The organism is Phaeobacter sp. LSS9, from assembly GCF_003443595.1.
Taxonomy (GTDB): Bacteria; Pseudomonadota; Alphaproteobacteria; order Rhodobacterales; family Rhodobacteraceae; genus Phaeobacter; species Phaeobacter piscinae.
This window is the reverse complement of record NZ_CP031956.1, coordinates 3,273,338-3,297,892: the sequence shown is the minus strand read 5'-3', so window position 1 is coordinate 3,297,892 and position 24,555 is coordinate 3,273,338. Positions and strand designations below refer to the sequence as shown.

Sequence of the window (24,555 nt, the reverse complement as noted above, 5' to 3'; positions counted from 1 at the left end):
GTTACAGGGCGGCGACGGGGCGCGTGGCGGCATCTACTGGCCATACTGCAGCAGACCGGCACCGCGGGCCCGGTTCAGGCTGACGCCCAGCAGCTGGGTCTGGCCGTCGATCAGTTTTTCACAGGCCGCAAGGTGTTTGGCGGTGGTGCGGGTGCCGTCGGCGATCAGCAGAACCCCGTCCACCTGCGGCAGAAAGGCGGCGGCGTCATCATGTTCGAGAACCGGCGGCAGATCGAACAATGCAACATCGGCGCCGGTGCTCAACACCATGTCATCAATCACGCTGGCGCAACGCCCGTCATGCAGGATTTCAGCGGCGTTGCGATCTGGCGCCGCCGTCAGCCCGACCGCAAGCGAAGCGGCCGGCCGGATCAGGTGTTCAGGCAGCGTCAGCTCTCCGGCCAAAAATCCGGGCATGTCTCCCGATGGCGGCAGTTTGAGCGCTGCAGCAATGCCAGGACGGCGGAAATTCATATCCATTAGCACCGTGCGAGTGCCGGGAACCCGCGCCATGCTAAGCGCAAGATTGACCGCAGAAAATGTCGCACCGCAACCCGCTGTTGGTGCCGCAATGGCGACGCGTTTCCAACCCTGCACCTTGAGACTGTGCAGCAACCGCGTGCGCAGCAGATCAAAGGCATTTGCTGTCGGTGAGTTGCGGAAGAAATTGACCAGCGGAGAGCGCGCGACCTGATGCCCGCGAATGTCCAGTGGCACCCGGTGGAGCCGCTCCCAAACTTCAGGCAGGGGCGCCGGCAGGCGCTGGGGCTGGGGGTCGGTGTCCGCAAGCCCTTCAATCGGCTGGCTCTTGCCGGTTTTGGGGCGACGCGCGAAGCGGTTACGCTCCCCATCCTGCGACAGGCGCGCGGTTGCTTTGGCGGATGAAGCCGCCATATCGCGGGCGCTTGTTTCGCTGCTGCGCGATGTCGGTGATCCAGAGTCGGCCCGCTCGGGCAGAGCAGAGTCATGCTCTGGTGCCGAGGGGTCGCGCCCCTTGCGGCGGCGAAATCTCTTGAAGCCTTGTTGCGTCATCGCGAAGGGATCGTCCCATTCCAGTTTCTGTGCACAGCTGCCAGGGGCCTCCGGTCCGGTCATCACATCTTTCATGAAACCCCCTCGCCGTTCTACCACGTTCGGCAGAACCCGCCTATAGCCCGGCCATCACAGTTAGCCCAGGACGGTTAATATCCGGTACCTCGCAGCACGACACCAACGGTGCGCCAGATGAGGTCAACATCGGTGCGCAGGCAAAGATCGCCGTGATAGTCGGCATCCGCGCGGGCACGCACGGCAAAACCACTCTCGTTGCGAACGGAGACCTGCCACAATCCGGTAATTCCGGGCTTGAGATCGAAATAGGCGGTGGCATCGCCATAGAGCGGCAGCTGATCCGGCATCATTGGGCGCGGGCCAACAAGGCTCATCTCGCCGATCAGAACGTTCCAAAGTTGCGGCAACTCATCCAGCGAGGTCGTGCGCAGAAAGCGACCAACCGGGGTGATGCGCGGATCCTCTTTCAGTTTCTGCGTCTCATCCCATTCGCGCCGCATCGCCGGGTCGCTGGCCAGATGACGCTCCAGCAGCTGTTCTGCGTCGCGAACCATGGTGCGCAATTTCAGGATTGAGAAGACCCGACCGCGCTGGCCAAGACGGTCCTGCGTGTAAAACGGATTGCCCCCCTCAAGCCACAGCGCAAGTGCGGCCATCAGGATCAGAGGCAGGCTGATCGGCAACGTCAGAAGGACCAAGGCAATGTCCAGGCAACGCTTTCCAAAAGTGGCATAGCCACCCAGTGATCCAGCCCCCGTCCCCGCGCCGATTGCGCCAGCCACAGCGGGCGACATTTTCAGAGAACCGGATGCGCTCCGCTTCGACGAAGATGGCGGCGCAGAAACCGCTGCGTTCATATTGGCAACACCCATCCCGACGAGAGGAGCGTCACCCACGAGAGCAACCAGACAGCCGTTGCCGAGTGACGGCCAGCGGGACCAATTGGCCCGACCGGTCACAGCCCCGGACGGGCGTGCAGCCCCCTCTTGCGCGAAATCCTTCATCTCCAACCCCAATCTAGAGCCGCCCCCGCGGCCCTTACCTCTGCGCTGAAACAACAGCGTCTTTGCCCCCGCGAACGGCGGGTGCACTCGCACCAATTTGAGTATCCCGACACGGCAGCGCCCCGGGTCCCAAGTCCAATAAGATCGATGGTTTTCCTCCAGCCACACCCCCATGCAGCTGGAACCTTCGTCCCAATCAGGCGGCCCTTTTAGGTCGCCATCCAAGCCGCAGTTGCGGCAGTTTCTTAATAAAGCAATTTTAGACAAATCTCAGTAAAAACCGAGAGAGGGCGCTATTTGCTCAAATTTAAGTAAATCAGGGCGCCGGCTGAGAAACAATTCCTCAAAAGGATAGGAACTATCCGCGCAGCCTACCCAAAAGTATAAGGAATCAACAGAGATTCAGCGATAAATTCAAGTCAAACAAGAACACAGCCCAAAGGCGATGTTAATCATATCTTCCACACCATAGGTTTTGTTAACCTATTTTGGCGCATCAAACGGGCAATTCCACGAGCACATCTGAGGGCGTCAGGACCAGCGTTGATCATCGGCCCAAAAATTGGCAAGGAGAGCGGGACTGTCCCGCCATCTGGTGCCGCCGTGTTCCCGAAATACCGCGGGCACCCCATCTAGTAATCAGACCCAAAGGACGAGACCATGTGCGCCGCATCTGCCGACCCATCCTCCGCATCTCCCGCCGGACACTCCGCGATCAAGTCTGCCAACTGGATCGCAGCGGACCATGCAGACGGGCGGATCACGGCCTGGCTGATGCACGAGGGCGAAGCGCGACAGCAGGTCTCCGGCGGATCAAGCGGCGAGTTGATGGCGGATGTCACTGCGGTGATCAGCCAGCTGCACGATTGCGCGGCTGATACGCCGATCCTGCTCAGCGACGACAGTCTGCGCGGCGGCGATACCGGGACCATCACGGTACCGGCAAAGATCGCCGAGCGGCCCATGGGCGATGCGACACTGGGAGGTCATCCGCTGCGCGTGCTGGGCGGGCTGTCGCAGGCCACACCACCCGCAGTGATGCGCGGTGCCTGCAATCGCATTGCCGGGTTTCTCAGTCTTAATCCGGATTGGGACGGCGTGATCTGTGTCGCCGGGGCGACAACCCATTGGGCGCTGATCAGTGCGAAGGAGGTTGTCAGTTTTCAGAGCTTCATGACGCCGCAGCTCTGGCAGGGGCTGGCGGCGAGCCTCAACCTCGGCGACAGACCTGCATATGATGACGCACAACGCGCTGAACTGACCGCAGCTATGGACACCATCCAATCAAAGCCGGAGGCGCTGGCGGCGCGTTTGGCGGAGCTGCAAGCCACGCAGGGGGCGCACGGCAACACCGGTGCCGCCCGTTTGTGGGGGGTTCTTCTTGGCGCTGAGCTGTCGGCAGCGCGCCCCTATTGGCTGGGGCAGAATATCGCCTTGATTGCGCCCGCACCGCTCGATACACTCTATCAGGCGGCACTTGACCACCAAGGGGTGCCGGTGACGCAGACGGATGCCGACCGCATGGCCCTGGCGGGCCTTGTCAGCGCCTGGCGCGCGATGACCTCCTAACCCCGGCCCCTCCTCACTGCGGGCTTTACTCCTAGGGAAGCGGACCCGTCTGAAACAGGCGGATCTTCAACCCGCCGTGGGCCACCGGAGGGCCAAAGGGTTTGAACGGCAACTGAGTGGCCTTGGCCAATGAGGTTTCGCTGGTGACAATACCAACCCGCCAGCCGCTGAAACGAGCCATCAGCGTCTCCCCCAAAGCGGCATAGAGCGCGTAGAGCAGCTTCTTGTTGCCGATACGTGCGCCATAGGGCGGGTTCACGATCACCAGTCCCGGCGTATCATTCGGGCCGAGATCCGGCGGCGTCAGATCGCTGACTGCCTGCTGAGTGATCTGGACCAGATCCGCTACACCTGCGCGCTCTGCATTGGCGGCGGCCATCTCCACGGCGCCTGCGTTGCGGTCTGAGCCATAGCAGCGGGCGCGGGTTGCGCGCGGTGTTTCCTTAGCCTGCAACTCTGCCCATCCTTCGGGGTCGAAGCTGGCCATCTGCTCAAAGGCAAAACTGCGGCTGCGTCCCGGCAGCAGGCCAAGTGCGATCTCCGCGGCCTCAATCACAAAGGTACCGGAGCCGCACATCGGATCCACCACCGGCTCCTCGCCATCATAGCCGCAATCACGCAGGAACAGCGCCGCGAGGTTTTCGCGCATCGGCGCCTTGCCAACTGCTGTCTTGTGGCCGCGTTTATGCAGCCCCTCGCCCGAGGTATCGACGCTGAAGGTGCAGAGATTATCCTCAATCCGCAGCTTCACCGTGATCGGGGCATCGGCGCTGATCGGCGCGCCCAGCTCCTCGGTTATCGCCCGTTCGATACGCTGCGTGGCGGCACCGGCATGGTAGATCTTCGACTTCTTGTTGGTGGTGGTCTCAACCCGCACCGGGACATCGGGGCGGAGCACGTCGGCCCAGGGGAATTTGCGCGCCCGTTTGTCCAGTTGGGCAAGGTGGAAGGCCCGAAATGACCCAATCCGCGCCAAAACCCGCGCCGCGCCCCGCAGGTGCAGGTTGGCACGCCAGACATCCGGCCAAGCGCCCTCAAATGTGACGCCGCCGGGCACGGTTTTTGCACCTGTAAACCCGGCCTCCACGGCTTCGCGCTGCAGGGTCTGCTCCATCCCCGGCGGGGCGGTCAGGAAGATTTCGAATGTATCGCTTGTGTCCATGACCTCTCCTTAGCGATAAAAACCATTGTCAGCGACGCCAAAGTGTACCCGCTGCCCTGCCCTCCCCGGTCTTCAGCATCCGCCTGCAACTTGGTTCAGATCCCGCACAACGGGATTCCTGCGGCATTTGCCGCGATGCAGCACAGGGGGCCACTGCGAGAAGATCAAGAAACTCTCCCTTAGGGTGAATTCATTGTACTTTAAAATCATATCGTTACGTCAAACTAAAAAATTAGTTTGACAAGGCAGACCCCGGTGTGGAACCTGTTTGTCAGCCGGGTGCAACGAGGCATCTCTGGCCACAATAAATCACTAGGGAGGAGAAAGATGCGTAAGTATCTTTTGTCCGCAGCCGCGGTTATTGCCGTGGTCGCGGCACATGCAGCCCATGCCGATGAGGCAGCTGCCAAGAAATGGATCGACGAAGAATTCCAGCCCTCGGTTCTGACCAAGGACGAACAGCTGTCGGAAATGCAGTGGTTCATCAAAGCGTCCGAACCGTTCTCGGGTATGGAAATCAACGTCCTGTCCGAAGGCATTCCGACGCATAGCTATGAGTCCGAAGTTCTGACCAAGGCATTTGAGGAAATCACCGGCATCAAGGTGAACCATCAGATCCTCGGCGAGGGCGAAGTGGTTCAGGCCGTGCAGACCCAGATGCAGACCAAGCGGAACCTCTATGACGCTTACGTGAACGATTCCGACCTGATCGGCACCCACTCGCGCCTGCAACTGGCCTATAACCTGACCGACATGATGGAAGGTGATTTCTTTGACGTCACCAACCCGGAACTCGATCTGGGTGACTTCATGGGCACGCAGTTCACCACCGGTCCCGATGGCGACCTGTATCAGCTGCCCGACCAGCAGTTCGCAAACCTCTACTGGTTCCGCAAGGACTGGTTCGACCGCGAAGACCTGCAGGCCGCGTTCAAGGAAAAATACGGCTACGATCTGGGCGTTCCGGTCAACTGGTCCGCATATGAGGACATCGCCGAATTCTTCTCAAATGACGTGAAGGAAATCGACGGTACCGCAATCTATGGTCACATGGACTATGGTAAGCGCGCGCCTGACCTTGGCTGGCGTATGACCGATGCCTGGCTGTCGATGGCTGGTGCTGGTTCGAAAGGTGAGCCGAACGGTGTGCCGATCGACGAATGGGGCATCCGCATGGAAGCGGATTCCTGTAACCCTGCCGGTGCAAGCGTAACCCGCGGTGGTGCTGCCAACGGTCCGGCTGCGGTCTATGCGATCCGCAAGTGGGATGAATGGCTGCGCAAATTCGCCCCTCCGGGTGCGGCGTCCTATGACTTCTACCAGTCGCTGCCTGCTCTCGCACAGGGCAACGTTGCTCAGCAGATCTTCTGGTACACTGCATTCACCGCCGACATGGTGAAGCCGCAGTCCGAAGGCAACAACACCGTTGACGGTGAAGGCAACCCGCTGTGGCGGATGGCCCCCAGCCCGCACGGTCCCTATTGGGAAGAAGGCCAGAAGGTTGGCTATCAGGACGTTGGGTCCTGGACCTTCCTGAAATCCACCCCGGTGGATCGCGCCAAGGCGGCCTGGCTCTATGCTCAGTTTGTCGTGTCCAAGACCGTCGACGTGAAAAAATCCCACGTTGGTCTGACCTTCATTCGGGACTCTTCTGTGAACCACGAGAGCTTCACCGAGCGCGCACCCAAGCTGGGTGGTCTGGTCGAATTCTACCGTTCGCCTGACCGCGTTGCATGGTCCCCGACCGGCGTGAACGTGCCTGACTATCCGAAGCTGGCCCAGATCTGGTGGCAGCAGATTGGTGACGTCAACTCCGGCGCCTTCACCCCGCAGGAAGCCATGGACCGTCTGGCCGAAGAAATGGACATCACCATGGCCCGTATGCAGCGTGCAGACGAGCAGGCAAATGTCTACGGTGGCTGCGGCCCGCGTCTGAACGAAGAGAAAGACGCCGACTGGTGGTATGCCAACGGTGGCGCCAAGCCGAAACTGGAGAATGAGAAGCCTCAGGGCCAGACCGTCAACTACGACGAGCTGGTTGCCCGCTGGGCATCTGAGTAACCCCTCCTCCCGTGGGGAGCGTGCGGATCTGTCCGCTGCGCTCCCTACTTTCGCCCCGGAGCCTGGCTGGCCCGCTCCGGGGCACCCCTTTCCCCTAAAAAATGATCGCGCATGCCGCGCGCAACAGGCCGTCCGCCGGAAAGTCAAAGCAAGATGGCACTCGAACTCATAAATGTGACCAAACGCGTCGGCGCCCAGCTGCATATCAAGGAAACCTCCCTTGTGCTGGAACCGGGTCACTTCAACGTCCTTCTGGGCGCCACCGGGTCTGGCAAGACCTCTCTCATCAAGATGATGGCCGGCCTCGACCCGATTGCCAGCGGACAGGTGGTGATGGATGGCCAGGACGTGACCGCGCTCAGCACCCAGAAACGCAATATCAGCCTGGTGCATCAGTTCTTCATCAACTACCCCCATATGACCGTCTACGAGAACATCGCCTCGCCGCTGAAGGTGGCTGGCATGGCGAAGTCCGAGATTGAAGGCCGGGTTGAAGAAGCCGCCGATATCCTGCAGCTGCGCCCGATGCTGCATCGCCGCCCGCATGAATTGTCCGGTGGTCAGCAGCAGCGCACCGCGCTGGCCCGTGCAATTGCCAAGGAAAGCCGCGCAGTGTTCCTCGATGAGCCGCTGGCGAACCTGGACTACAAACTGCGCGAGGAACTGCGCGATCAGCTGCCTGAGCTGTTCGCCGGTCGTGGCGCCGTCGTGGTTTATGCGACCTCCGAACCGGAAGAAGCGCTGCTGCTAGGGGGCAAAACCGCCCTGATGCAGGATGGGCGCGTGACCCAGTTTGGCACGACCGCTGATATTTATCGCAATCCCGAAAACGTCGCCGCAGCGCGGGTGTTCTCGGATCCGCCGATCAATACAGCCCCCATCGTGAAACAGGGCAGCACGGCGCGCCTTGGCCAGGATGTCAGCTGGTCGTTGACCGGCGCGGCAGCCGATCTGGCGGATGGCCCCTACACGATTGCGATCCGGCCCTACCATGTGCTGCCCGTGGCGACACCGCTCACCACGGTGCAGCTCTCCGGTCAGGTGCAGGTGACGGAGCTGTCCGGGTCCGAAAGCAGCGCCCATTTCGACATGGGGCTGGATGTGGACCACGGCAGCTGGGTTTCCCTTTCGGCAGGCGTTCACCCCTATGAAGTGGGTGAGCAGCATGACTTCTATATGGATCCGTCGGCGGCATATGTGTTTGCCCCTGATGGCTCCCGCGTGGCGTGAGGCGCAAATGGCTAAGATTACACTCTCAAAACTGCGGCACAGCTATATGCCGAACCCGTCAAGCGCGTCAGACTACGCCCTGAAGGAAATCGACCTCGACTGGACGGACGGCGGGGCCTATGCGCTGCTTGGTCCATCCGGCTGTGGCAAATCCACCCTACTGAACATCATCTCCGGCCTTTTGGTGCCATCCGAAGGCCAGATCCTGTTTGATGGCAAGGACGTCACCAAACTGCCGCCGGATCAGCGCAACATTGCGCAGGTGTTCCAGTTTCCGGTGATCTACGACACGATGACCGTTTACGACAACCTGGCCTTTCCGCTGCGCAACCGTGGTCGCGATGAGGCGACGGTCAAGGAACGCGTCATGGCAATCGCCGAGATGCTGGAAGTGACCGACCTTTTGACGATGCGGGCCGCTGGCCTGTCACCGGACAACAAGCAAAAGATCTCCATGGGGCGTGGACTGGTCCGTGAAGACGTGAACGTGGTGATGTTCGACGAACCGCTCACTGTGATTGACCCGCATCTGAAGTGGAAACTGCGCTCCAAGCTGAAGGAACTCCATCAGCGCGTGAAAGCCACAATGATCTACGTGACCCACGACCAGACAGAGGCGCTGACCTTTGCTGATCAGGTTGTTGTCATGCAGCTGGGTGAAGTGGTTCAGATCGGTACGCCGGTCGAGCTGTTTGAACGCCCCGCCCATACGTTTGTGGGTCATTTCATCGGCTCACCGGGTATGAACGTGCTGCCATGCGAATTGCGCGCGGGCCAGCCCTATATCGGTGCCCACCCAATTGCCTTGGAAGGCCCGATCAAAGGGGACGCCGCAGGCAAGACCGAGGTCGGCATCCGGCCTGAGTTTGTGTCCCTCGCCAACAGCGGCCTGCCCGCAACCGTGACCAAGGTTTCGGATGTTGGCCGCCACACAGTTGTGGAATGCGAGGCCGAAGGTCAGCGGATCAACGCTGTGGTCGAAGGCGCAGGCCCAGCCAAGGGGGCAGCTGTCCACCTGTCCTTCCGTCAGGATCAGACCCGGCTCTACGTCGATGGCTGGATCGCGACAGAGGCCGCCCAATCTGCCACCGAGACCAAGACTGAGACCGAGGAGCAGGCATAATGAAAACCGAAAACCAAAAGGCGTGGTTCTTTGTCCTGCCTGTCCTTCTGCTCGTTGCCTTCAACGCGCTGATCCCGATGATGACCGTCGTCAACTACTCCGTTCAGGAGACATTCGGCGATAACGTTTTTTTCTGGCAGGGGCTGGACTGGTTCCAGCAGATCCTGCGGTCAGACCGGTTCCATGCGGCGCTTGGCCGCCAGTTCATGTTCACCTTCCTGATCCTGATCATCGAAATCCCGCTGGGCATCGCCATTGCGCTGTCGATGCCACGCAAGGGGTTCTGGGTGCCAGTGTGTCTGGTGCTGATGGCGCTGCCCATGCTGATCCCGTGGAACGTGGTTGGCGCGATGTGGAACATCTTCACCCTGCCCGATATCGGTCTGCTGGGCTACTTCCTGAACCACACACTGGGCATCAACTATGATATGACCCAAGATCCTGTTGCGGCCTGGATCACCATCGTGACCATGGACGTCTGGCACTGGACCTCGCTTGTAGTGCTGTTGTCCTATGCCGGCCTCGTGTCGATCCCGGATGCCTATTATCAGGCCGCAAAGATCGATGGTGCCTCCAACTGGGCTGTGTTCCGCTTCATCCAGCTGCCAAAGATGAAAACCGTTCTGACGATCGCGATCCTTCTGCGGTTCATGGACAGTTTCAACATCTACACCGAACCGTTTGTTCTGACCGGCGGTGGTCCCGGCAACTCGACAACGCTGTTGTCCATCGACTTGGTTAAGATCGCGCTTGGACAGTTCGACCTTGGTCCGGCGGCGGCGATGAGCCTCATCTACTTTGCAATTACGCTTCTGGTCAGCTGGCTGTTCTACACCGTCATGACCAAAGACGATCAAAACTAAAGGAGGATACTTCGATGCAAAAACGTACCATCGTCCCCATCGTTTATATCCTGTTCCTCATGCTGCCGATCTATTGGCTGGTCGCGATGAGTTTCAAAACGACGAATGAAATCCTGTCCGGCTTCTCGCTGTTTCCGCAGACCTTCACGCTGGAAAATTACGCCACGATCTTCACCGATCCGAGCTGGTACTGGGGCTACATCAACTCAATCATCTATGTGTCGATCAACACGGTGATCTCTGTCGCTGTTGCCCTGCCTGCTGCCTATGCGTTCTCGCGCTACCGTTTTCTGGGTGACAAGCAGCTGTTCTTCTGGCTGTTGACCAACCGGATGGCGCCTGCTGCGGTTTTTGCGCTGCCGTTCTTCCAGCTTTATTCGGCGGTGGGGCTGTTTGACACCCACCTCGCGGTAGCTCTGGCGCATTGCCTGTTCAACATTCCGCTGGCGGTCTGGATCCTGGAAGGGTTCATGGGCGGCATCCCGAAAGAGCTGGATGAAACCGCTTATGTGGATGGTTATTCCTTCCCGCGCTTCTTTGCCACAGTCTTCATCCCGTCGATCAAGGCTGGTGTCGGCGTAGCGGCGTTTTTCTGCTTCATGTTCTCTTGGGTGGAGCTGCTACTGGCCAAGACCCTGACCGCTGTTGCTGCGAAACCCATTGCGGCCACTATGACCAAAACCGCCTCAAGCGCCGGTTATGAGCTGGGCCTGCTGGCGGCGGCTGGCACACTGACAATCATTCCGGGCGCGATCGTGATCTACTTCGTCCGTAACTACATCGCAAAAGGCTTTGCGATGGGGAGGGTATAATGCTGAGTTGGATGGCTTGGACCTGGCCCACGGCACTGGTCTTTATCGGGATCTTTTCGGCCATTGGCCTGATGATCGTTCTGGAAATCCGCAGCCCCGGTGGTGACGCCCGCAAAGGTGTGCTGGGGCTTGTCACAACCCGCGGCGACCGGCTGTTCATCAGCCTTTTGGGCACCTCCTACATCTTCCTGGCCTGGCTGGGATTGGTGGGAATGCCGCTGTGGTGGCCGCTGGGCCTGTCGGTTGTCTGGTTTGCCTTCACCTTCTGGAAAGTGTGAAACAAAAACACGAGGGGTCCTGTCTGCAGGGCCCCTTTTTACATGCCGTTTGGCCTGACACCGCGGCTTGGGTGCTGAACTTCTAAAAAAATAGTTTTCAAACGCGCCTGCGATCCCCTAGCATGATCAAAGCCTAAGAGAACCGGACACCACATGATGCGTAAGAAACAGGACAACCCGCTTTTGACAGAGGTTGAACTCGAGTTCATGACCGTTGTTTGGGAAACCGGCGGCGGCACGGTGCGCGATATTCTGGCGGAACTGAACAAACGTCAGGAACGCGCCTATACGTCGGTCGCAACCGTGCTGAAAATTATGGAACAAAAAGGGTTTCTGACCAGCGAACGGGCTGACAGATCCTTGGTCTACCGCCCAGCGGTGCCCAAGGCGGATTATCAGAAAACCACTCTCAAGAACCTTTCGAGCAAGCTCTTCAACGGCGCCCCGGCGGCCCTGGTAGCCCGCCTGGTGGATGATGAAGATGTCACCGACGAGATGCTCGTGGAGATACGGGCCTTGCTGAATGAAAGGTTGGGGGACGATGAACGCTGAGAGTTTTCTGAACGCCTATATTGACCTGAACTTACTGTTGTTTGCGGGCACCGCGCTTTGGCTGGCGTTGCGCGCGATCCTGACCCGGAGCCGATTGGGCCCGGCGTTTCGACCACAGCTGCGGCTGCTGAATGGCATGACGCTTTTGTTGACCTTGTCCCCGATGCTGGTGGTGGCGCTGACCACCTATGTCGTGTCGCAGCCGCCGACCCTGTCGGACATGCTGGTCGCGCAGTACCTGCAGGGCAATGTCAACATGAGCGCCACACGGTTTGAGAGTATCCTTGGCCTGCGCGAGGATCTGGTGCGGGCCTTGATGGCGCAGAGCAGCCTTTGGGCTCAGCTTGCCGTGGCTGCGTTGATCGTCGGCGCCGTAGTCTCCGTGGCACAGGTGACATTGGCGGCACTGCGGCTGCGGGCATCGCTGCAGCAGGCCTACGTCTGGAAACATCTGGGCGGCGTTCAGATTCGCATCAGTGACAAGAGCACAGTTGCCTTCTCCACCCGCGGCTTGTTCACTCGCTACGTCGTACTGCCATCCGCGCTGATCACCAACCCGTCGGACCTGCGGTTGAGCGTAGCCCACGAGCTGCAGCATTTCCGCCAGCGAGACGTCGAATGCGAATTCCTGCTGGAGGCGCTGCGGCCGCTTCTGTTCTGGAACCCGGCTTATCACCTCTGGCGTCGCGAAGTCCGCATGCTGCGGGAATTTGCCTGCGATCAAGCGCTGATGACCCGAGGCCAACGCGATATTCGTGCCTATTGCGAATGCCTGGTCCGGGCCTGCGCACTGGCGGCGCAGGATCCAATCCGCTTTGTCCAGCGCAGCCCATCGGTGGCCTTGGTTGATCGTCGCGAGGTGCGCCGCGGGGCAACATTGGCGCGGCGGATTGATGTGGTCACCGCAGCACAACCACAGGACACGCATCTGTTCGGCTGGATGCTGGTTTCCGCCATGCTGGCGACTGGAGTGCTGGCCACTGCGCTGCTGATGCAGCGGCCCGGCGATTGGAGCCATGACCGCATCATGCTGTCGACGATCGTCAATCTTGAGCGTATGGCCCATCGAAACGCCGTGCCTGAGACCAGCCAGACGGCGGTAACGGCACTGCAGGGCGGGTTCATGACCCTGAGTAAGTAAGCCTGTCAGATGTGTGACTGGGTAGAACCCGGTCTGATAGGGCGGAGGCGCGACTGCAGTCGACGTTCCCCCCTGATAATCAGATCAAGCATTTTGACTAGCCTATCCGTTTTGATGAGCCGATCTCAGATCAGCCATAAGAGTGGCTCCCGTTTCCGGCATCATCAGCTGCTGCCCAGCCGTCGACACTGTCATGCCCGGCGCCATTTCCAAGCTGGAACCGCGATACCACGCCGGTAAGCGCCTGCGCCTCGTTCTGGAGCAGCTGGCTGGCTGCGGAGGCTTCTTCGGACATCGCCGCATTCTGCTGGGTGGTACTGTCCAGGCGCCCAACGGCATTGTTGATGTTTTCCAACCCTTTGGATTGCTTCTGCACGCCCTCTGCGATTTCGGTGATCAGGTCGGAGACATTTGTGACCTTGTCGATGATCCCGCTCAGTGCATCGCCTGCGCGACCAACCATGGCGACGCCGTTTGCGACATGCTCCTCGCTGGCCGTGGTCAGCCCTTTGATCTCACCCGCAGCTTTGGAGGCCCGCATTGCAAGGGCACGCACCTCAGAGGCGACAACCGCGAAGCCTGCGCCAGCCTCACCCGCACGCGCCGCCTCCACGCCTGCGTTCAGGGCCAGCAGGTTGGTCTGAAACGCGATATCGTCGATCATATTGATGATCTGCGAAATCTGTTGCGAAGCCTCTTGAATTTGGTCCATCGCCTGCACCGCCGAGGTGACGATGTGATTGCTGTGCTCGGCCTCATTGCGGGTGCCGCGCATGGTTTCATCTACCTGCCCGGCCCGGTCAGCGGTCTCGCGTATACTGTTGGTCAGATCCTGAAGTGCTGAGGCCGTCTCCTCCAACGTCCCGGCCTGAGATTCCGTCCGATGCGCCATTTCCTCCGCAGAGGCGCGCTGCTCTTCCGAGAACTTATCGACGTTGTGGGCGGCATCGACCACCTCCGCGAGCGAGTCACGCAGGTTGACAAGGCTGCGATTGAAATTCTCCCGCAGAATTTCGTAGTGCTCGACAAAAGGTTGCCCGATATCACAGGCCAAATTGCCTTGTTGCAGTTCGGCCAGGGCGCCACTCATCTCCTCGACCACTGCGGCGGTCTGCTTGGCCGCCTCTTCTTCGCGGTCTGCAGCCTCATCGGCGATCAGCAATTTGTCGCGGAAGGTATCCAGGCTGCGGGCCAGATCGCCAAGTTCATCACCGCGATCACGTCCGCTGATCTCACTCGCATAGTCTTCTTCGGCCAGCGCATTTGTCGCCTCACGCAGGGCGAGAATAGGGCGGGTGACATGACGCGCGGCCACAAAAGACACCACAATCGCAATCAGAACCGAAACACCGATCATAAGCATTGCAACCAGCCGGATCTCGGTCACCTCGGCAAAGGCTTCATGTTCATCAGTCTGCAGCACCAAAGACCAGTCGAACCCTTTGATATTCAAAGGCTTGACAAGGGCGATCACCTGTTCGCCGGACACGGAAGTGGAGCCTTCAAACATCCCGGCCTCACCGGCAGTGGCGGCTTTGATTTCCGCGCTGTCGGGCAATTGGTCGCCTGTGGCGAACTGGCCTTCGATGACGGAGGGGCTGCGCGCGATACCGTCGCGGCCCACCAGAAAGATGTTCTGATGGCCATCAACCTTCATATTGGAGGTCAGCGCCGTCACAACTGACGCGCTGGAAATCTGCACCGCCATCACGCCGATGACTTCTTTCTTCTTGTTGAAAACCGGCACCCCCATGAAGGCACCAGCCGCACCGCCACCCGGCGCGTAGGCGGCAAAATCGGCGGTTACCACCTGACCCGCCTCGGCATTGAGCCCGGCATTGAAGACCTGCCCCAGACCGCTATCCGCATTGGCCCCAGAGCCAAATTGCTGAATGAAATCCTCGCGCTTCTTGACCGAATAGAGCAATTGTCCAGCGGCATTCAGAAGATAGAGATCCTCATAGCCGTTGACCTGCAACGACTGCAGAAACGTCGGGTGGTAGGTGGCATGCGACTGGCTGTAATATGAGCCGTCACCAGGATCGCTCAGCAAATGACGTTCATTCGCAGCATTGGAATTTTCTTCTATGTAGTGACGCCGCAAGAAGCCGGTCGGCTCCTCCTCGATCATCTTATAAACACGGTCAAAGTTGTTGATGGCGCGGAACACGGTCGGCTGGGAGGCATTGATTGACAGATCGCGGCGCGCGGCCTCCATCATGAACGTCAGGGCCTGCTCACCGGAACGGGCCGTGGTCTCCTTCGACGCATAGACAAAATCGCGAATACTCTTTTCCGCCATTGAGTAGACAAGAAATGAGACTGTCACCAGAAACGTTGCTGTCAGGGCCACCATGATCAGAGGCAATTTCAGCTTGAGCGAGAGTTTCGGGGTCTTGGGCAGGACGCGCATGTCTTCTCCTTGATAGTGCCGATTCTGTCGCCATGCGACCGAATGACCCAAGAGATAGCCATGCAATTCCTTCGATTTCGTTCACGGTCGGTTTGCGCACATTGCGCGCGAAGGCAACGCCCCGCCCTGCCCTACAGCCGTATCAGAGGTGAAGCCGGCACAAGACACTAAAAACGGTCCGGTGAAAACGGTGCCAGATCAATTGCCGGATCGCGTCCCAGCACCAGATCTGCGACCAGTTCCGCCGTGGCGGCCGATTGGGTTAGCCCGACATGACCATGACCAAAGGCATAGGCCACCCGCGCATCACGCTTGGCGCTGCCGATCACCGGCAGGCTATCAGGCAGAGATGGGCGAAACCCCATCCAGCGGGTGCCATCTGCGGTGTCCAGCTCTGGCATGAACCGCGCGGCCTTCGCCAACAGCGTGTCGGCGCGTTTGAAGTTTGCAGGCCGTTTCAGCCCTCCCAGTTCAACCGCACCTCCGACCCGAACACCGCCGCGGATACGGCTCACCACAAAGCCATGACGGCAGAAGGTGATATGCGTGCGCAGATCGAAGCAGCCTGCGGGCAGGGTGGTGTTGTAGCCGCGCTCTGTCTCCAGCGGCAGCGGGTCGCCCAGACGGCGGGTCAGTTGATGCGACCACGCCCCTGCAGCCACGACCACAGCGTCAGCCAGGACGTCCTCCCCGTCTGTCAGAAGACGCAGTTTCTCACCGCCGGTTTCCAGATCACGCACCTCTGCCCGGCGCAGTTGGCCACCCCGCGCCATGAAAACCTGAAAGAGATGTTCGACCCAGGCTTTCGGATCGCAGGTATTCATCCAGTCAGGGGTGAAGCCTGCATGCGTGAACCGGGGGCTGAGCCCCGGCTGAATCTCGGCAATTTCGGCAGGGCTATGTAACAGCGAGAACCGGATGCCGTGATCGCGGCGCAGTTGCCAGCCGCGCTGGCTGGCGGCAAACTCAGCCTCAGATTCGTAGAGCTGCAGGGCACCGTCGCGCTGCATCATCGCCTCACCCTTGGTGTCGGCAATCTGGCGTTCGGTCGCCAACTGGGCCAGCTGCATCAAGGACGCCTGGGCGCTGACCACCGTCTGATAGCGGTCCCGCCAGCTGGCGCGCCAGAAGCGGATCAGCCAAGGCGTCAATTGCAGAGCGTAGGCCGGTGGCACCGACAGCGGGCCAAGCGGGTCCAGCAGCCAGGCCGGTGCCTTTTTCATGATCCCCGGTGTGGCCAGTGGTTCGAGGTCGGTGAATGCAAAGGCCCCGGCATTGCCCGCAGATGTTTCTTCGGCGACGCCTTTGCGATCCAGCAGGATGACCTGTCCGTTCGTTGGCGCCAGCTCACTCTGCAAACGCAACGCCGTGCTGACACCGACAACACCCGCCCCGATAACCACAATCGTTTTTGACATCTGCCCTGCCTTCGTAACGGTGGCGAGGCTTTCACCCCGCCACCTGACCGTCTTTACGCTAGGGTATAGGCGGTTTTGACCTTGGTATAGAACTCTTTCGCATGGCTGCCCTGTTCACGGGCACCAAAGCTGGACCCCTTGGTGCCACCGAAGGGCACGTGATAGTCAACGCCCGCAGTGGGCAGGTTCACCATCGCCATGCCAGCCTCGACATGTGCCTTGAAATGCGTGGCATATTTCAAAGATCCGGTGCAAATTCCTGCGCTGAGGCCAAAAGGCGTATCATTGGCCACCTCCAGTGCCTCATCATAATCCGCCACGCGGATCACAGAGGCGAGCGGGCCAAAGACCTCCTCTTGATTGATCCGCATGTCATTTGACGTTTCGGTGACAAGCGCGGGCGCCAGATAAAATCCCTTGCTGCTGCGCTGAAGTGTCTGCCCCCCAAGCACCTGCCCGCCCTCACTGGCGGCCACGTCGAGATAGTAGAGATCCTTCTCCAACTGCCGCTCATCCACAACCGGGCCGATCTGAGTGCTGTCGTCCAGAGCGTTGCCAACCCGCAGGCCCGTCATCCGCTCTCCAAGTGCTGCAACAAAACGATCGTGAATGCCCTCGGTCACGATCAGCCGCGAGGATGCAGTACAGCGCTGGCCCGTGGAGAAAAACGCACCGTTGAGGCTGGCGTCCACCGCCGTCTCAAGATCCGCGTCATCCAATACCACCATCGGATTCTTGCCGCCCATTTCCAGCTGCACCTTCTTGCGCTGCGCCCCGCAGGCTGCCGCGATGGCGCTGCCGGTCTCAACCGAACCGGTGAAGGAGATGGCATCCACATGGCGGCTTTGCACCAGCGTCTGACCAACCGTACTGCCTGTGCCGAACACAATGTTGAATACCCCCTCCGGCAAACCCGAGCGACTGATGATCTCCGCCAGGGCATGCGCGCACCCCGGCGTCAACTCCGCTGGTTTCAGGACAACCGCATTGCCATAGGCCAGCGCCGGCGCGATCTTCCAGGCGGGGATGGCGATGGGAAAATTCCAAGGCGTGATCAAGCCGACAACCCCCACAGGAGAGCGCGTCACCTCGACGCCGACACCGGGCCGTACCGAGCCAAGGATTTCCCCCGCCTGGCGCAGGGTTTCGCCTGCAAAGAATTTGAAGATCTGCCCGGCCCGCGCGGCCTCGCCAATCCCTTCCGGCAGGGTCTTGCCCTCCTCGCGAGAGAGCAGTTTTCCCAGTTCAGCCTTGCGGGCCAGAATTTCGGTGCCGATGGCGTCCAGCACATCAAATCGCTGCTGTGGCGTGCTGGCCGCCCATCCGGAAGCCGCGGCGCGGGCAGCGGCGATCGCGCGCTCCATATCCTCCGCCGGACTATTGGCAGCGTATCCCAAGACGTCCTGCGTATCGGAGGGATTGATATTGGCGGCGGCGGCGGCGGTCTCTGACCAGTCGCCTGCGATTAGGTTTCTATATTCCATCAATATACCTCTTGGCTGGTGATCCCCGCCCGGTAGGGATCGGCAGGGTCAAAGTTCAGAACAGTGTCGCCGGTCACAAAGGCCGTACCGGCAATTGTTGCGATCACGCCTCCGGTCGGGCCTAGCCGATAGTGCAGCGCGTAGGTGCTGCTGATCACGCTCTCCTGGATCCAGGTCACACCCGGCGCCAGATCACCATCTGCGGCCAGACAGGCCAGCTTCGCCGCAGACCCGGTACCACAGGGGGACCGGTCATAAGCCGTTCCGGGGCAAAGAACGAAGTTGCGCGCGTGACCGACGCGGGTCAGGGGTGGTCCGACAAATTCGATGTGGTCAATCGCTGCCCCATCGCGGCCAGTGATCCCCTGCTCCGCCAGCGCCTGCCGCAGGGCCACAGCACTGGTGGTCAGCTGGTCGACATGCGCCAGCGCTAGCGGTGCCGGGACATCAGAGGTCAGAAAGAACCAATTGCCACCCCAGGCGATATCGCCGGAAATCCACCCCTGCCCCGGCACCTCCACCGCAACATCAGCGCGATACCGATCACTCTCGACGTTTTCGACGGCAGCCCTGTTCGCTGTCTGCAAATGCACGCCAACGGTGCCGACCGGCGTTTCGAGTTGATGTCGCCCCAGATCAAGACGGCCCAGATGATGCAAACTCACGGCGGTGCCGATGGTGGCATGACCGCACATGCCCAATGGTCCAATCGGGTTGAAGTAAATCACCGCTGCCGCAGCAGCCGGATCGGTGGCCGGCACCAACAAGGCACCAACCATAGCGTCGTGACCGCGTGGCTCGGACAGCACTGCGCTGCAGAAATCGCGGTGATCCCGAAACAGCCGATGCGCCCGTTCTGCCAGTGATCCACCGCCGAGATCCGGCCCGCCAGACAGGATCAGGCGGGTCGGCTCGCCGCCGGTATGGCTGTCGATTACGCGCATAGGGCGGCGATGTCGGGCTGCTGGCTCCAATCCGCATACCAGCTGCGAAACAGCGCATACTGGGCCTCGACATAGGCCTGTTGGCTGGCGCTCAACCGGTCGCTTTCGTTGAAGTGCAGGCGGTATTCGCTATCCCCATTCAGCACCATCAGATGCTTGTAATAAAGAACCAGATCCGCCCCCTCATCAAAGGAAGATAGAACCGCCAGCGCCGCTTCCAGCTCCAGAGCTTGGCGCCGGGCGGTTGCGTTCCCTTTCGCTGCGCGTTGGCAAAGAGCGACAAGGTGCAGGACCTCATCCGGCAGCGCATTCCCGATCCCCGTGATCGCGCCCCCGGCCCCGCAGTTGACATACCCGTGGAATACAGTGGTATCGACACCGATCATCAGGGTGACACTGCTGTCCTGAGAGGTGATATTTTCAGCCGCATAGCGCAGATCGTCAGCGCCCCCGAATTCCTTGAACCCAATCAGGTTCGGATGATCCTTGCGCAGATCGAAAAACAGATCCGCCCGGGTGGCAAACCCATAATAGGGGCTGTTGTAGATCACCGCCGGCAACGTTGGCGCAGCAGAGAGCACAGCGGCGAAGTGGTCACGTTGTGCGGCAACCGAGCTGCCTCGTGACAGGACGCGCGGGATCACCATGAGACCGGCAGCCCCCACCTCTGCGGCATGGGCAGCATGGGCTGCGGCCTGCATCGTGTTGACGGCACCAGTGCCGACAATGGTCGGAACGCCAGCCGCAACAAGTCGGGCGACCCCTTCCATCCGCTCTGCATCGCTGATCAGTGGCCAATCACCCATGGAGCCACAGTAGACCACCGCGGACATGCCTTTGGCGATCAGCTCCTGCCCCTTTTTCACCAGCGCATCAAAATCGGGGCGCCGATCAGCGGTACAGGGGGTCATCAGGGCCGGAATGCAGCCGGAGAACACAGGGTTTGTCATGGTTGGATCCTCTCCAATGGGTTTGAACCTGAGCCCGCAAGGCGCGCCCGGCGCTGATGATGTCTTCATAATGCATATTGGATCCAATATTCAATATCTGATTTATGCACACTTCCCCCTCGACCATGATCAGGGATATAACGACGGCAGGGAGCGCAGATATGAAGTTGAAATCCGTAGATATATCCAAGACCGCCTCCGCCTCGGCGATCGTTTTTGACGCCCTGCGCAAGGCCATCATCGAAGGCGACCTGAAGGAAGGCGAACCACTGCGGCAGGATGAAATCGCCCAGATGTTCAACACCAGCCGAATCCCCGTGCGCGAAGCAATTTCGCGTCTGGAAGAGCAAGGACTGGTAAAAACCCAACGCTATAAAGGCGCCGTGGTCTCTGGCCTGTCAGCCCAGGAAGCTCAGGAAATCTTCGATTTCCGGGCCGTTTTGGAATCTGAAGTTATCCGCCGCGCGGTCCCGCGCATGTCCCCCACCGCTATCTCCACCGCGAAAGCTTGCTTGGAGGCGTTTTCGCAATCCGAAGACCCGATGACCTGGGGTGATTTGAACCGCGATTTCCACTCCACGCTCTACCGGGAAAGCGGGCTGCAGTATCATATGGATGTGATCGACAATGCGATGGATCGCGTCGACAGTTATCTGCGGGCGCAATTGGTACTGTCCAACGGCAACGAACGCGCCAATGCCGAGCACCTCGCAATCTGGGAAGCCTGTGTTGCCGGAGATGCCGACCTTGCAGCGGCGCTCACACGCGACCACATCACCGGCGCCTGCAGAACCCTGCTGGACACTCTGAAAGACCTTGGTTGAGGCCTACGGATCGATACCCTAGGCGGCGCTCAGGCGGTATTGAGCGCCTTTTTGAGGCGACGGCGTTCGGATAGGGCAAATCCCAGCACCCATGAGGGATGTCTCCAAGCTGAGACCCCGAGCTTTCGCAACCCTCCTTCCAGATAGGATCGGCGCAATTGTCGTTCCTCCAGTCGGCGACGCATGGCTTTTACAATTGGATCTTGGTCACTGAGGCCAAACACCTGCGCATCTGCAAGGCGCTGACGCAGAAGGAAAATCTCTCGACCAACCTCAATCAAACGCTTGTTTCGAAAGGCCTCCGCATCCGCAATGTGCCGGGCAGTGCTGGTCTGGCCCATACCGACGCGATACACAATGAGCTCCTCGTCGATGAACGCCACCCTGCCCTCAAGCGCTGCACGAAAACCAAGAACAAGATCCTCGTAGCAATCCGCAAACTGAATGGGACCATACTTGCGGAACAGATCTTTGTGCCATGCGCAGGTCGCACCGAGGAACAACTGCATGGAACAGGCGGCAGACATCGCATCGGTTCGGGTATAGAAGGTGGCTTTTGCGTAGGATTTCGGCATTGGTTTGCCGTCCAACGTCTCAACCCGACCATGTGAGAAGGACAGAAGCGGGTCGTCGCGCTCAAAGACCTCAATGGTACGCGCCACACGACCCGGCAAAGAGATATCGTCACCAGAGGCCGCAATGATTACGTCACCGGAACTAAGTTCAAAACACCGTTCGATATGTTTGTTCACGCCCAAATTCTGCGGATTTTTGTTCAACACGACGGAATGCGGACCTTTGTAATCGGCGACCAGCGCCTCCATTACCTCGAAAGTTTCGTCCATTGAGCAATCATCCGACAGAAGGATCTCGATCGGATCGCTCTCCTGCGCAAGAACCGCCTCAACCGCCTCTTTCACATAGTCCTGCTGATTGTAGGTGAGAAGCACAACTGAATAGCGGTATTTGTTCATTTCAACCTAATCCTACCTGCACGCTCGCGCAGAAAATCCATCATTTTGCCGCCGCCTCCCGCGCTGGACCCATGGTCAGGCGCGTCCTGTTTGCGGTCTGCGCGTGACGCCAACCAGGGGTCTGAAGCTGTGACCCAACAATAGAACAGTTCGCTCTGCGGTTCCATGGAAGACGTCGCTTGCCGTGTCATGCCCCGCCCATTCTCTCCCTTGGAGCTGAGCGGCATGGCCCGAACTAGAGAACGGCATCCTGCGCAAGGCGTGCCCTTGCCGCAGCCAAGTTCCGCAGCCCATCCGCAGTCTGTCCAATTCGATTGATCGGGGGCGACAATATGATAGACAACTGAGCCAATAGATTAGACCGGATCGCACTCTTGTGGTGGGAAATCCGACGCCTGTTCCGATCAGCTGCGACAGCGGGTCGATGTCACAATACCGGAGTACGGATTTGCCCCTCAGCGACTGCAAATTTATTGACCTGCCCAAGATCGAAGACGCCCGCGGCAACCTGACGTTTGTCGAGGGGATGAACCACATCCCGTTTGATATCAAACGGGTCTACTACCTTTATGATGTGCCGGGCGGGTCCGATCGCGGCGCCCACGCCCATAAGGGCCTGCATCAGTTCATGATTGCGATGTCGGGCAGCTTTGATGTGGTTCTGGATGACGGGGTCAACGAAAAACGCTTCCATCTCAATCGCTCTTATTTTGGCATCTACATCTGCCCGATGATGTGGCGCTATCTCGACAATTTCTCGTCGGGCGCGGTCTGCATGGTCATGGCCTCCGCGCCTTATGACGAGGGGGATTATATCCGCGATTACGGCGCCTTCCGCCAAGCAGTCGGGGTCAAGTGATGCAGGTTCCCTTCCTCGACCTGAAGGCCGCGTATGATGAGCTGGCAGAGCAGAGTGAACCGAAGATGCTGGAGAGCCTGCGGTCCGGCTGGTACATTCTCGGCCCTGACGTCTCCCGGTTTGAGCAGGATTTTGCCCGCTACTGCGAGGTCTCACACGCGCTTGGCGTGGCCAATGGACTGGATGCCCTGAGGCTCGCCCTAGTGGCGCTGGACATCGGGCCGGGCGACCGTGTCCTCGTCCCCTCCAACACCTATATCGCCACCTGGCTCGCGGTCTCCCAATGTGGTGCAATCCCGGTTCCGGTGGAGCCTGATCCCGCGACCCACAATATCAACGCCGAGGGTATTCGGACCGCCATGGTTCCCGGAGCCAAGGCCGTCATACCAGTCCACCTATACGGGCAACCTGCGGATATGACCGCCATCATGGCAGCCGCGCGCGATCTTGGGCTGAAGGTCATCGAAGATGCAGCCCAGGCGCATGGCGCATGCTGGGATGGACACCGCATCGGCGGTGCCGGCGATATCGTCTGCTGGAGCTTTTATCCGGGCAAGAACCTCGGCGCACTGGGGGATGGCGGTGCGGTCACCACCAATTGCCACACTCTGGCAGAGCGGCTGACGCTGCTGCGGAATTACGGCTCGCGGGAGAAATACCGCAATGAGGTCGCAGGCTTCAACAGCCGCCTCGATCCGGTTCAGGCCGCCTTTCTGTCGGTCAAGCTTGCGGTGCTGGACGACTGGAATGCGAGGCGCGCGGCGATCGCAGCCCGCTATCTGTCAGAGCTGGACGGACTGGGCCTAACCCTGCCGTATGTCGCCGCAAAGGCCGATCCAGTCTGGCATCTGTTCGTGGTGCGTCACCCGGAGCGGGACCGGCTCGCGGTCGATCTGGCGCAGACCGGCGTTCAGACGCTGGTGCATTACCCTATCCCACCGCATGCTCAGGCGGCCTACGGCGATATGGGCCTGACGGATGAGGCGCTGCCGCTGGCGGCTACCTTAGCGCGGGAAGTGCTTAGCCTGCCTATCGGCCCGCATCTGAACACTGCGCAGATCGATCATGCAATCAAGAGCCTCAGACAGCTGGCCTGAGCGCCCCACCTTGAGCGCCGTCAGGGAGTGATCGGCTGGAAATCATTGTTTAGGTGCTCGACCACCTCCACACTGGGCGGCTGGCGCAGCAGCTTGGCGTATTTGTATTTGAACGCACCACTGGACAGGGCAACGATCTGCTGCGCGACCCAACGCGGCTCCAGCATGGTCGACGTATCCGCGCCGCTGCCCGCCCAGAACTTCGTTTGGATACCGGACGGCGCAACAATCAGCACCTTGCCAATCCCCTCGCCCCGGACCAGCGCTGCGCCCAGCATTCCCAAGCCCGCCTTGGCCGCGCAATAAGCGGGCATTTCGGGCTGCGGTTTATATTGCGAGCTGGAGGTTACCAACATCAGTTTGAGCGGGCCCGATGCCTGCCGAACAAGGCGCTGGATCACCATCATCGGCGCAAGCAGCCCGACATTTGTCATCTGCGATAGCGCCGCATCCTCCAGCAGAGAAATCGATCCCCGCTGCAAAAATCCGGCGCAATAGATCAGAGTTTGCACATCCCCAAGCTGAGTTGCCAATTCATCAAGCTGAGCGGCTAAGTCTGCAACATCATCGGTGATCGACAGCGCGTGAAACTGCACGCCAGCGCACCCCGGATCAACCCGACCAGTAATCGTAACGCGATGCCCCTCACAGGCATAGTGTCGGGCCAATTCCAGACCAACCCCCGAAGAGCCTCCAACGATCAGAATATTCTTTTTCAAAGCGACCTCATACCACAACCTGCCAAGT

General features: G+C 59.8%; 22 protein-coding genes. 12 read left to right on the top strand and 10 right to left on the bottom strand.

Annotated features, from left to right (window positions below; translation table 11 throughout):
• Positions 1-33: 33 nt before the first annotated feature.
• Both D1820_RS15745 and D1820_RS15740 read right to left on the bottom strand, forming a co-directional pair.
• Complete coding sequence (locus D1820_RS15745; protein ID WP_118069705.1) at positions 34-1,107, bottom strand: CpsD/CapB family tyrosine-protein kinase; 1,074 nt, start codon at positions 1,105-1,107, stop codon at positions 34-36.
• 74 nt (positions 1,108-1,181) lie between these two features.
• The gene (locus D1820_RS15740; RefSeq protein ID WP_118070252.1) at positions 1,182-1,907 is read right to left on the bottom strand and encodes a sugar transferase; all 726 of its coding nucleotides are present in this window, start codon (positions 1,905-1,907) and stop codon (positions 1,182-1,184) included.
• A gap of 807 nt (positions 1,908-2,714) precedes the next feature.
• Here D1820_RS15740 and D1820_RS15735 point away from each other — a divergent pair.
• The gene (locus tag D1820_RS15735) at positions 2,715-3,623 is read left to right on the top strand and encodes a 2-dehydro-3-deoxygalactonokinase (protein ID WP_118069704.1); all 909 of its coding nucleotides are present in this window, start codon (positions 2,715-2,717) and stop codon (positions 3,621-3,623) included.
• 31 nt (positions 3,624-3,654) lie between these two features.
• On the opposite strand, the gene D1820_RS15730 is transcribed toward D1820_RS15735, so the two are convergent.
• Complete coding sequence (locus D1820_RS15730; protein ID WP_118069703.1) at positions 3,655-4,785, bottom strand: class I SAM-dependent RNA methyltransferase; 1,131 nt, start codon at positions 4,783-4,785, stop codon at positions 3,655-3,657.
• Between the two features lie 327 nt (positions 4,786-5,112).
• Between D1820_RS15730 and D1820_RS15725 the strand changes: the two genes are divergently transcribed.
• From D1820_RS15725 to D1820_RS15690, 8 genes are all read left to right on the top strand, one after another.
• A complete protein-coding gene (locus D1820_RS15725; protein WP_118069702.1) occupies positions 5,113-6,846 on the top strand; it encodes an ABC transporter substrate-binding protein in 1,734 nt (577 codons plus the stop codon).
• Between the two features lie 153 nt (positions 6,847-6,999).
• Complete coding sequence (locus tag D1820_RS15720; RefSeq protein ID WP_040172608.1) at positions 7,000-8,076, top strand: ABC transporter ATP-binding protein; 1,077 nt, start codon at positions 7,000-7,002, stop codon at positions 8,074-8,076.
• Positions 8,077-8,083: 7 nt separating this feature from the next.
• Positions 8,084-9,199, top strand: coding sequence for an ABC transporter ATP-binding protein (locus tag D1820_RS15715; RefSeq protein ID WP_040172605.1), 1,116 nt, complete (start codon positions 8,084-8,086; stop codon positions 9,197-9,199).
• Positions 9,199-10,062, top strand: coding sequence for a carbohydrate ABC transporter permease (locus D1820_RS15710; protein ID WP_008561161.1), 864 nt, complete (start codon positions 9,199-9,201; stop codon positions 10,060-10,062). The genes D1820_RS15715 and D1820_RS15710 overlap by 1 nt, the downstream gene beginning before the upstream one ends.
• A 14-nt stretch (positions 10,063-10,076) precedes the next feature.
• Entirely contained in the window at positions 10,077-10,874 is a 798-nt protein-coding gene (locus D1820_RS15705; protein ID WP_118069701.1) for a carbohydrate ABC transporter permease, read from the top strand.
• Positions 10,874-11,152 (top strand): DUF2160 domain-containing protein, encoded by a 279-nt coding sequence (locus D1820_RS15700; RefSeq protein ID WP_040172601.1) that lies wholly within the window; start codon positions 10,874-10,876, stop codon positions 11,150-11,152. The genes D1820_RS15705 and D1820_RS15700 overlap by 1 nt, the downstream gene beginning before the upstream one ends.
• A 156-nt stretch (positions 11,153-11,308) precedes the next feature.
• Positions 11,309-11,704: a BlaI/MecI/CopY family transcriptional regulator gene (locus tag D1820_RS15695; RefSeq protein ID WP_014873615.1), complete on the top strand. Its 396-nt coding sequence runs from the start codon at positions 11,309-11,311 to the stop codon at positions 11,702-11,704.
• The gene (locus tag D1820_RS15690) at positions 11,694-12,845 is read left to right on the top strand and encodes a M56 family metallopeptidase (RefSeq protein WP_118069700.1); all 1,152 of its coding nucleotides are present in this window, start codon (positions 11,694-11,696) and stop codon (positions 12,843-12,845) included. Before D1820_RS15695 ends, D1820_RS15690 begins: the two co-directional genes overlap by 11 nt.
• Before the next feature lie 130 nt (positions 12,846-12,975).
• On the opposite strand, the gene D1820_RS15685 is transcribed toward D1820_RS15690, so the two are convergent.
• The 5 genes from D1820_RS15685 to D1820_RS15665 form a co-directional block, all read right to left on the bottom strand.
• Positions 12,976-15,258 carry a methyl-accepting chemotaxis protein gene (locus D1820_RS15685; RefSeq protein ID WP_118069699.1) on the bottom strand — a complete coding sequence of 761 codons (2,283 nt, stop codon included), beginning with the start codon at positions 15,256-15,258 and terminating at the stop codon, positions 12,976-12,978.
• A gap of 167 nt (positions 15,259-15,425) precedes the next feature.
• Positions 15,426-16,676: an FAD-binding oxidoreductase gene (locus D1820_RS15680; protein WP_118069698.1), complete on the bottom strand. Its 1,251-nt coding sequence runs from the start codon at positions 16,674-16,676 to the stop codon at positions 15,426-15,428.
• Between the two features lie 53 nt (positions 16,677-16,729).
• Positions 16,730-18,160: an aldehyde dehydrogenase family protein gene (locus D1820_RS15675; RefSeq protein ID WP_118069697.1), complete on the bottom strand. Its 1,431-nt coding sequence runs from the start codon at positions 18,158-18,160 to the stop codon at positions 16,730-16,732.
• On the bottom strand, positions 18,160-19,104 hold the full coding sequence (locus D1820_RS15670; RefSeq protein ID WP_118069696.1) for a proline racemase family protein: 945 nt from the start codon (positions 19,102-19,104) through the stop codon (positions 18,160-18,162). Before D1820_RS15670 ends, D1820_RS15675 begins: the two co-directional genes overlap by 1 nt.
• The gene (locus D1820_RS15665; RefSeq protein WP_040180428.1) at positions 19,095-20,054 is read right to left on the bottom strand and encodes a dihydrodipicolinate synthase family protein; all 960 of its coding nucleotides are present in this window, start codon (positions 20,052-20,054) and stop codon (positions 19,095-19,097) included. The genes D1820_RS15670 and D1820_RS15665 overlap by 10 nt, the downstream gene beginning before the upstream one ends.
• A 161-nt stretch (positions 20,055-20,215) precedes the next feature.
• On the opposite strand from D1820_RS15665, the gene D1820_RS15660 reads away from it, so the two are divergent.
• A complete protein-coding gene (locus D1820_RS15660) occupies positions 20,216-20,878 on the top strand; it encodes a GntR family transcriptional regulator (RefSeq protein WP_118069695.1) in 663 nt (220 codons plus the stop codon).
• Positions 20,879-20,907: 29 nt separating this feature from the next.
• On the opposite strand, the gene D1820_RS15655 is transcribed toward D1820_RS15660, so the two are convergent.
• The gene (locus D1820_RS15655; protein WP_118069694.1) at positions 20,908-21,852 is read right to left on the bottom strand and encodes a glycosyltransferase; all 945 of its coding nucleotides are present in this window, start codon (positions 21,850-21,852) and stop codon (positions 20,908-20,910) included.
• A 424-nt stretch (positions 21,853-22,276) separates the two neighbouring features.
• Between D1820_RS15655 and D1820_RS15650 the strand changes: the two genes are divergently transcribed.
• Together D1820_RS15650 and D1820_RS15645 are read left to right on the top strand one after the other, a co-directional pair.
• The gene (locus D1820_RS15650; RefSeq protein ID WP_040170965.1) at positions 22,277-22,711 is read left to right on the top strand and encodes an FdtA/QdtA family cupin domain-containing protein; all 435 of its coding nucleotides are present in this window, start codon (positions 22,277-22,279) and stop codon (positions 22,709-22,711) included.
• On the top strand, positions 22,711-23,808 hold the full coding sequence (locus tag D1820_RS15645) for a DegT/DnrJ/EryC1/StrS aminotransferase family protein (RefSeq protein WP_118069693.1): 1,098 nt from the start codon (positions 22,711-22,713) through the stop codon (positions 23,806-23,808). The genes D1820_RS15650 and D1820_RS15645 overlap by 1 nt, the downstream gene beginning before the upstream one ends.
• Positions 23,809-23,828: 20 nt before the next feature.
• Here the strand turns inward: D1820_RS15645 and D1820_RS15640 are convergent, their stop codons facing one another.
• Positions 23,829-24,527: an SDR family oxidoreductase gene (locus D1820_RS15640; RefSeq protein ID WP_118069692.1), complete on the bottom strand. Its 699-nt coding sequence runs from the start codon at positions 24,525-24,527 to the stop codon at positions 23,829-23,831.
• Between the last annotated feature and the right edge of the window lie 28 nt (positions 24,528-24,555).

What these genes read in the sequence shown, in the direction of transcription:
- D1820_RS15745 (WP_118069705.1), bottom strand. Translation starts at nt 1,107, where the DNA reads ATGAAAGATGTGATGACCGGACCGGAGGCCCCTGGCAGCTGTGCACAG.
- D1820_RS15740 (WP_118070252.1), bottom strand. Translation starts at nt 1,907, where the DNA reads ATGAACGCAGCGGTTTCTGCGCCGCCATCTTCGTCGAAGCGGAGCGCA.
- D1820_RS15735 (WP_118069704.1), top strand. Translation starts at nt 2,715, where the DNA reads ATGTGCGCCGCATCTGCCGACCCATCCTCCGCATCTCCCGCCGGACAC.
- D1820_RS15730 (WP_118069703.1), bottom strand. Translation starts at nt 4,785, where the DNA reads ATGGACACAAGCGATACATTCGAAATCTTCCTGACCGCCCCGCCGGGG.
- D1820_RS15725 (WP_118069702.1), top strand. Translation starts at nt 5,113, where the DNA reads ATGCGTAAGTATCTTTTGTCCGCAGCCGCGGTTATTGCCGTGGTCGCG.
- D1820_RS15720 (WP_040172608.1), top strand. Translation starts at nt 7,000, where the DNA reads ATGGCACTCGAACTCATAAATGTGACCAAACGCGTCGGCGCCCAGCTG.
- D1820_RS15715 (WP_040172605.1), top strand. Translation starts at nt 8,084, where the DNA reads ATGGCTAAGATTACACTCTCAAAACTGCGGCACAGCTATATGCCGAAC.
- D1820_RS15710 (WP_008561161.1), top strand. Translation starts at nt 9,199, where the DNA reads ATGAAAACCGAAAACCAAAAGGCGTGGTTCTTTGTCCTGCCTGTCCTT.
- D1820_RS15705 (WP_118069701.1), top strand. Translation starts at nt 10,077, where the DNA reads ATGCAAAAACGTACCATCGTCCCCATCGTTTATATCCTGTTCCTCATG.
- D1820_RS15700 (WP_040172601.1), top strand. Translation starts at nt 10,874, where the DNA reads ATGCTGAGTTGGATGGCTTGGACCTGGCCCACGGCACTGGTCTTTATC.
- D1820_RS15695 (WP_014873615.1), top strand. Translation starts at nt 11,309, where the DNA reads ATGCGTAAGAAACAGGACAACCCGCTTTTGACAGAGGTTGAACTCGAG.
- D1820_RS15690 (WP_118069700.1), top strand. Translation starts at nt 11,694, where the DNA reads ATGAACGCTGAGAGTTTTCTGAACGCCTATATTGACCTGAACTTACTG.
- D1820_RS15685 (WP_118069699.1), bottom strand. Translation starts at nt 15,258, where the DNA reads ATGCGCGTCCTGCCCAAGACCCCGAAACTCTCGCTCAAGCTGAAATTG.
- D1820_RS15680 (WP_118069698.1), bottom strand. Translation starts at nt 16,676, where the DNA reads ATGTCAAAAACGATTGTGGTTATCGGGGCGGGTGTTGTCGGTGTCAGC.
- D1820_RS15675 (WP_118069697.1), bottom strand. Translation starts at nt 18,160, where the DNA reads ATGGAATATAGAAACCTAATCGCAGGCGACTGGTCAGAGACCGCCGCC.
- D1820_RS15670 (WP_118069696.1), bottom strand. Translation starts at nt 19,104, where the DNA reads ATGCGCGTAATCGACAGCCATACCGGCGGCGAGCCGACCCGCCTGATC.
- D1820_RS15665 (WP_040180428.1), bottom strand. Translation starts at nt 20,054, where the DNA reads ATGACAAACCCTGTGTTCTCCGGCTGCATTCCGGCCCTGATGACCCCC.
- D1820_RS15660 (WP_118069695.1), top strand. Translation starts at nt 20,216, where the DNA reads ATGAAGTTGAAATCCGTAGATATATCCAAGACCGCCTCCGCCTCGGCG.
- D1820_RS15655 (WP_118069694.1), bottom strand. Translation starts at nt 21,852, where the DNA reads ATGAACAAATACCGCTATTCAGTTGTGCTTCTCACCTACAATCAGCAG.
- D1820_RS15650 (WP_040170965.1), top strand. Translation starts at nt 22,277, where the DNA reads ATGTCACAATACCGGAGTACGGATTTGCCCCTCAGCGACTGCAAATTT.
- D1820_RS15645 (WP_118069693.1), top strand. Translation starts at nt 22,711, where the DNA reads ATGCAGGTTCCCTTCCTCGACCTGAAGGCCGCGTATGATGAGCTGGCA.